General features: G+C 68.6%; 5 protein-coding genes and 1 pseudogene. 2 read left to right on the top strand and 4 right to left on the bottom strand.

All coding sequences use genetic code 11. From position 1 onward, the window contains the following. Together G3N99_RS42635 and G3N99_RS35830 are read right to left on the bottom strand one after the other, a co-directional pair. Positions 1-180: pseudogene (locus G3N99_RS42635) on the bottom strand (sensor histidine kinase); the annotation flags it as partial. A 49-nt stretch (positions 181-229) separates the two neighbouring features. After that, positions 230-835 carry a hypothetical protein gene (locus G3N99_RS35830; protein WP_206124722.1) on the bottom strand — a complete coding sequence of 202 codons (606 nt, stop codon included), beginning with the start codon at positions 833-835 and terminating at the stop codon, positions 230-232. 228 nt (positions 836-1,063) lie between these two features. On the opposite strand from G3N99_RS35830, the gene G3N99_RS35825 reads away from it, so the two are divergent. Next, positions 1,064-1,549: an HrpB1 family type III secretion system apparatus protein gene (locus G3N99_RS35825; RefSeq protein ID WP_206124721.1), complete on the top strand. Its 486-nt coding sequence runs from the start codon at positions 1,064-1,066 to the stop codon at positions 1,547-1,549. Between the two features lie 310 nt (positions 1,550-1,859). Here the strand turns inward: G3N99_RS35825 and G3N99_RS35820 are convergent, their stop codons facing one another. Beyond that, positions 1,860-2,471 carry a GNAT family N-acetyltransferase gene (locus G3N99_RS35820; RefSeq protein WP_206124720.1) on the bottom strand — a complete coding sequence of 204 codons (612 nt, stop codon included), beginning with the start codon at positions 2,469-2,471 and terminating at the stop codon, positions 1,860-1,862. A gap of 20 nt (positions 2,472-2,491) precedes the next feature. Between G3N99_RS35820 and G3N99_RS42185 the strand changes: the two genes are divergently transcribed. Continuing rightward, positions 2,492-3,712, top strand: a complete 1,221-nt coding sequence (locus G3N99_RS42185; protein ID WP_241012022.1) for a hypothetical protein — start codon at positions 2,492-2,494, stop codon at positions 3,710-3,712. Between the two features lie 138 nt (positions 3,713-3,850). On the opposite strand, the gene G3N99_RS35810 is transcribed toward G3N99_RS42185, so the two are convergent. Beyond that, positions 3,851-4,216 (bottom strand): helix-turn-helix transcriptional regulator (locus G3N99_RS35810; protein WP_206124719.1); only part of this gene is annotated, 366 nt, incomplete at its 5' end.

Genomic DNA, 4,216 nt, shown 5'->3' with positions numbered 1-4,216 from the left:
CGCGACGATCGCGCCGTCGCGGTCGAGCGCGAGCGTGCCCCACGCCTGCCGGCCCTGCATCACCTCGAGGATTCGGGCGTCGGCCCGTTGCGACACGATCACGTTCGACTCCGGCGGACGTCGCGGTCCGCGAATGATTGGACGGGCCGCGACGCGGCGGCGCGAGCGCGCAGTGTGCACCGATTCGAAAGCGCGTGTCCAGTGCCGCCGCGCCGCGCCGCACGCGCGGTCAGAAGTCGTTCTTCTGGTCGACGTCGCCCGCGCTCACCGTCACTTCGTCCGACGTGAACTCCATGTTGCCGCCGGCGCCGCGCTTGCCGACGTTCGCGTTCATGAACGGATTGCCGCCCGTCTCGAGGCGCTCCAGTTCCTTCGTCGCACCGGAGTTCAGCTTCACGTTGCCGTCCTTGTCGACGACGCCGACCGAATTGCCGCTGCCGTTGTACAGGTTGCCCTGCGAGTCCATCTTCAGGTGCAGCGCTTCGCCGCCCGCCTTCGTGTTCAGCTTGACGTCGCGCATGTCTTCGCCGGGCTTGTCGCCCGTCGACGGCTTCACGTGGTTCGTCGGGGTGTTGTTGCCGGTCGGCGTGTTGCCGCTCGAATCGCCGCCGATGTCCGTGTCGTCGCCGTCTCCCGAATCGTCCTGCATCAGCAGCGCTTCGATTTCGTGGAGCAGCTTGTCGATCTTCTGATCGCGGCTGCTCGACGACGTCGACGAGGAGTTGAACTGCGACGGATGGATGGTCGTCGATGTAATGCCGTTAACGCTCATGATCGTCTCGCTATGAATGTGAATCGACTGAAGGAAAGGGAACAGAACGCGCACGGCACTCATGCGCCCGCGGTTCGACGACAAGCTTAGGCAGCGCGTCCGCGCGCGCCGCGAACCGCACGAAGCGATGTCGCGGCGACCGAAACGACCGGTCGCGCATCGTGCGCCGCCGCCGCAACGCGCGCATCGCTTCGCCGCACACGATGTCGCTTCGCACGCGCCGGCCGCGCTCCGCGCGTACGACGGCGATCATCGCCGACGGATCATCTCTTCTCGACGCATCGCACCGACATGGCGATCAAATCGTGCAACAAAGCCGCATTGCGCGCGCTGCTCTCGGCCTTTTCGGTCGGGCTGCGCGCGAGCGCACACGCGGACCTCGACGAACTGCTGATCGCGCTGCGCGTCCTGCAGCCGCGCAACGCCGCGGTCGACCTGTGCGACGTGCGGCTGCGGATCAGCCGGCGCGACTGGATCGGCGCGCTGCACATTCTGCGCACGCTCGAAGACCAGGCGCGCGGCACGCCGCTGTGCACGGCGCTGCAGAGCTGGTGCCTGTACGCGCTGCAAGACGACGATTGGCGGCGCTATGCGCAGACCGTGGTGCTGTCGGGGGATCGGGCGTCGACGGTGCTCGTCGGCCGGTTCCTCAAAGTGGATGAGCTCGTGGAGGGCGCCGGCGCGCACGACGGCGACGTCGCCGCGCGCATCTCGCAACTGCTGCGGCTCGACCGGTATCAATGGGCGCGGCATGTGCATGCGAGCGGGATGGGGTGAAGATCGGGCGGGTTGGTAGTTTGTGGTTTGCGGCGATCGTGGCAAGCCGCACATCGGTCGTCACCGTGTCGCGCGAACCCGCATGCCGAGAGCCCGGATACGCGCGACGTTCGCCCCGGCGAACCCGCATCTCCGCCGCGACTCCCGTCATGGGTCGGATGCGCCGGCGAAAGTCAGCGAGACCGCGCGAAATCCGCGATGCGCGCCGCGACGAACCGGACGCAGGCAATCGATGGCCGGCGCGAGCGCAGGCGCGGATCGTCGCGGCCACCCCGCCGCGCTGGCGCTCCCGTGCAAGCTCCTCGCCGGTTCATGCGGCCTGGCGCGGCGACGCCTCCGCATCGCGGGTCACAATGGCCTCGCCCAGCGGCCCCGGCGCCCTGGTGATCGCGAACAGATAGCTGTCGCCCGCGCTCATCCCGCGATTCGGACGCGCCTCGTAGTTGCGCACGACGCCCTCGCTGACGAACCCCAGCTTCGGCATGAACGGCGCGGCGCGGCCCGTCACCGAGCAGAATGCCTCGATCCGGTATACGCCCGGCTGCGCGATCAGCCAGTCGAGAAACCTGCGCAGCATCTCCGACCATGCGCGGGTCCGCACACGCCCCGGCGCGAAGCTCGTCACGAGCCCGATCTCGACACGCGGCAGGCGCCCGTGCATTTCGAGGGTGCCGATCAGACGGCCGTCGCGCTTCTCGAACAGTCCCCAGCTGAAAAACGCGCCGCTGCGCCAGCCTTCGGCGAGACGACCGATGCACGCGCGCGTTTCGTCGACGCTGCGATGAATCGGCCACGGCAGGTCGAGCGTCGTCGCCGGATCGCCGAACAGCGCGTCGAAGGCCTCACACGCATCGTCGGCGGTGAGCGGGCGCAGATGAAGACGCTCGGTTTCGATCAGTTCGGGGGGGCGGATGGCGTTCATCGGCGGCTCCGGTTCAGGGAATGGACACGCCGATTGTCGGGCGCCGCCGCGCGAGCGTGCCCCATGCGCGCGAAGCCGCGGCGGCGTATGCGAATCGCGATCGCGCGAGCCGCGTCGCTTCGGCGACGTTCGCGCGCGGGTGTATCGCTTCGCACCGCGGCAGGCTGCGGCGCGCATGTCGACGTACAGTGGCGCCGCGTCGCCCGGTGCGCCCATTGCGCGGCAGTCGGGCGCCAGGGTCTACCTTCTTCAGGAGCCGGATTGTGCAGCCAGTATCGATCAAATCCCCCATTCAGGCCGGGGGCTCGACGCCGCCTTCGCAGAACCCGCCGTCGATCGGCGCGCCCCTGTCCGGTGCCGCGGCCCCGCAACCGAAGCCGTCAGGCGTGCTGGGAGGCTTGCGACCGCAAGGCGCGTCGACGTCTCGACCCGAGGCCCGTCCGCTGAACGCGGCGGCGCTGAAGCGCACCGCCGTCAAGCCGGAAGCGACTGAAAACAACGCGTCGCTACTCGAAGCCACGCCCGCCGAATTGCAGACGGTGGCACATCATCCGGTCCTGCAACCGGTCGTGCTTCATTCCGCACACCCGCACGAAGGCAACCTCATCGACCTGAGCGACCCGCCCTCCACGACGAAGCCCGCCGGTACGCCATCGTCGCTGCTCGACGCAACGCCCGACGAATTGCAGACTGTCGCGCATCATGCGGTCCTGCAACCGGCCGTGCTTCATTCCGCACACCCGCACGAAGGCAACCTCATCGACCTGAGCGACCCGCCCTCCGCGACGAAGCCCACCGGTACGCCATCGTCGCTGCTCGACGCAACGCCCGACGAATTGCAGACTGTCGCGCATCATGCGGCGCTGCAACCGGCCGTGCTTCATTCCGCACCTGTACCGGAAGGCGATCTCATCGATCTGAGCGGTCCGCCACCGGCACCGCAAGCCGCGCACGGGCAACCGTCGCCGCTCGGGGCCGGGCACGCTCAATCGCAGGCTGCGGGCGCCCCGCCGTCGAAACCCGCATCCGCCGCCGGGCATGAAGCACACGGCGCCCACGATGCACAGACGCTTGCCGCGGCCGGAATGCCGAGTATCCAGCAGATCCATCACGAGACCGCGCAGACGATCAGGATGCAGCGTGCAGTCGGGTTCGCGAACCAGCTGCTCGCCGTGGCGGAGATGATCAACAGCTTCCAGATGAAACTGATCGACATGATCAAGAAGGCGGTGTCGCGATGATCATGCGTCGACGCGACATCGAAGCCACGCGGTGAGGCATTGGCGCGGCGGGCCCGCGCGCCGGCTTCGCCCGGCCGGAACGATCGCCCGGTGTGCAACAGCGACCGGCGGCGACGCGCTGTGCGTCGCCCCGCGTCCTCACCGGTCGAAGGTCTGCGAAGGCGCCTCGTCGAACATCCGCCGATAGCCGTTGACCAGCGTCGACCGATGCTGGATCCCCCAGCGGTTCGCGATCTCGAGCACGCTCGCCGCGCGCGGCCCTTCCGACAGCAGCTCGCCGCGAATCCGCTCCATCCGCTGCCGTCGGATCAGCTGGCTCGGCGACAACCCGAGAAACGTCTTGAACGCCGCCTGCAATGCGCGCTCGGTCACGTCGATGTGCGCGGCGATCTCCCGCACCGACAGGTCGCGCTGGTCGAGCCGCTCCATCAAATAGCGATACGCGCGCCGGTACTTGCCGGGCAGCCGCGCGCTGACGTCGTCGCTCGGCGCCGCCGCGTGCGA

Source organism: Burkholderia sp. Ac-20392 (genome assembly GCF_017104585.1).
Taxonomy (GTDB): Bacteria; Pseudomonadota; Gammaproteobacteria; order Burkholderiales; family Burkholderiaceae; genus Burkholderia; species Burkholderia lata.
This window is presented reverse-complemented; position numbering and strand designations above follow the sequence as displayed.